Genomic DNA, 2,088 nt, shown 5'->3' with positions numbered 1-2,088 from the left:
TTGCACCTGCAATTCTAATTCTTCAAATTCTTGTCTGTTCATAATAATTGAGGTTTGATTGTATTCACTGCCGCAAAGCTACAACCAAACCTCAAAGTGTAAAAGGTGCATTTCTTCGAATGCTTACAGACTACCTGCATATTTTCGTAAATGAAAGGATAGTTATTCTCTAACCATAGTTGAAAATCTGCATATCGTGTAGCAAGCCCTGTATGAATATCAAAACCATTTCCGATTATGTATAGATGTTTCATTGCATTTCGTTCTATTATAATTCCAGATTGAACATATTAGGAAAATATCTTAATCTTTAAAGCTTAATGTTGTATTATGCCATTCTTACCATCCCAGCCAACTGCACGAAATAATCATTTGACCAAATATCAAGTTCCTTTGGATTACGTACGAAAGGCAATACATCTTCTTTCACTTGTTTTATATCAGCTGTAGAGAGACGCTCAATGAGTTTCTCTTTGAATAACTCTGGAGTTATATTCTCATTGTTAAACTGCTTGCATCGTTCTGCCAAATGAGTAAAATCTAACGGAACATTATGACGTACATACCATTCAAAATCGTACCAATCACGACCTTTGACTCTATTCTTCCACACACGATAGACCAGTGCATGCATCTTACCTGCAAACAAGTCTGGAAGTGTAAAACAGCGGGTCATAAATGAATGTGGCTGAAGTAATAGCTTTTGTTCCGTTTTGAAGTTCAACGGTGGACAAGTATCTACTTCAATCTTTATCTTTATTGACTTCTCTGTTTGGAAAGTCACATCATACACATCGGTATTATCTTTAAGAAATGCCGATTCGACCTTTCCAAAATTCTTCTTATCTTTTTTCTTTATTTCAACCTCACGGCCTACCATTGCAAAGGCATCAATGATAGCAGGAAAATATTTCGTAAAATCGAACTTGTCATCTTGCGCAAGCAGTGAGAAATCCATATCCTCACTGAAACGCTGCAAGCCATGAAAGATTCTCAGGCAAGTTCCGCCATAAAACGCAGCCGACTCAAAGAAGCCCCCAGCATACAGGCCTGCAAGTATCATTTGTTGGTTAACTTCAAATATAGCGTTTCGCTTATGTTGCTCCGTTGTTAAATCATAACGGGAGAGCATATTGTCGAATATTTCATTTTTCATCGTCTTAAAAATTTTAAAAGTGTCGAAATTGAATCAGCCTTTTTGCCTACATTAATATAATCTTCAAATATGGTTGCGTCCATATTATAGAACTCATCCATATCCATACGAATATCCTGCTCAAGATATATCTCTACATCCTTCATATAACGAAGAATGACTTTTGAGGAATTGGCGATCAAATCACACAAAGCCTTTTCCGGTGATGCAATAAGAAACGCATAGTCACCTTTATTCATACTCCTTACTCCTATCGGAAATGCCTTTCTTGAAATATATTTGTAGTCATAATTGCCGACTGGAGTTTGAAAGCTTCGGGGATGTTTTACTGTCATTGATTGATGAACATATACAGCCTCTGGAATAAGTCCATAATATCGTAGTGCAGTAGACATTGAAATATACGAAGGTGTATAGAGATGATTGGCGATCAACTCACTCGACAGAGTTTTTCCTGAATATTCAGGGTTGATCACATAAAGTCCTCGCTTCAATCTGATGATAACACCTTGTTTTTCGAGCCAAGTTACTTTCTTATTAGCAGACTTCAGTTCCGGATATAACGATTCAATGATTGAAGTCGTTACTGGAATGGTTTCTATTTCACTTAATTGTCTATCCATACTGCAAATATAGCAATAATTTGAACAATAAAAGAAATGAGAATTCTTTTTCTATTCAAAATATTACTGCTGAGACAATCTTAAAAAATAGCGACAGCTGTCACATAATGATTACCGGAAAGGTAGATTATTCTCTAAAATTTCTCATCATTCACCGATTGTAAAGACCTCATAGTACTTAAAAATAACGTGAGTTCGATATAAGCAAATAAATATTTCACTGAAAATTAGGAACATAGCGATAAAAGTATTAAATTTATAGTGAACAATTATAACATTTAAACGATTATCACTATGTTTCCAGAGTCT

At 35.2% G+C, this 2,088-nt stretch carries 3 protein-coding genes; all 3 read right to left on the bottom strand.

Annotated features, from left to right (window positions below; genetic code table 11):
• Nucleotides 1-38: 38 nt before the first annotated feature.
• Entirely contained in the window at nt 39-254 is a 216-nt protein-coding gene (locus tag BQ5591_RS22135; protein WP_083380825.1) for an AbiH family protein, read from the bottom strand.
• A 74-nt stretch (nt 255-328) separates the two neighbouring features.
• On the bottom strand, nt 329-1,156 hold the full coding sequence (locus BQ5591_RS00030) for a nucleotidyl transferase AbiEii/AbiGii toxin family protein (RefSeq protein WP_071147961.1): 828 nt from the start codon (nt 1,154-1,156) through the stop codon (nt 329-331).
• On the bottom strand, nt 1,153-1,779 hold the full coding sequence (locus BQ5591_RS00025) for a type IV toxin-antitoxin system AbiEi family antitoxin domain-containing protein (RefSeq protein ID WP_071147960.1): 627 nt from the start codon (nt 1,777-1,779) through the stop codon (nt 1,153-1,155). Before BQ5591_RS00025 ends, BQ5591_RS00030 begins: the two co-directional genes overlap by 4 nt.
• Between the last annotated feature and the right edge of the window lie 309 nt (nt 1,780-2,088).

Source organism: Bacteroides ndongoniae, assembly GCF_900108345.1.
In the GTDB taxonomy this organism is placed as follows: domain Bacteria; phylum Bacteroidota; class Bacteroidia; order Bacteroidales; family Bacteroidaceae; genus Bacteroides; species Bacteroides ndongoniae.
Note: the sequence above shows the minus strand (reverse complement) of the source record. Positions and strands in the feature narration are given on the sequence as shown.

Excerpts from the sequence above, each read along its gene's own strand:
- BQ5591_RS00030 (WP_071147961.1), bottom strand. The coding sequence starts at position 1,156 with ATGAAAAATGAAATATTCGACAATATGCTCTCCCGTTATGATTTAACA.
- BQ5591_RS00025 (WP_071147960.1), bottom strand. The coding sequence starts at position 1,779 with ATGGATAGACAATTAAGTGAAATAGAAACCATTCCAGTAACGACTTCA.
- BQ5591_RS22135 (WP_083380825.1), bottom strand. The coding sequence starts at position 254 with ATGAAACATCTATACATAATCGGAAATGGTTTTGATATTCATACAGGG.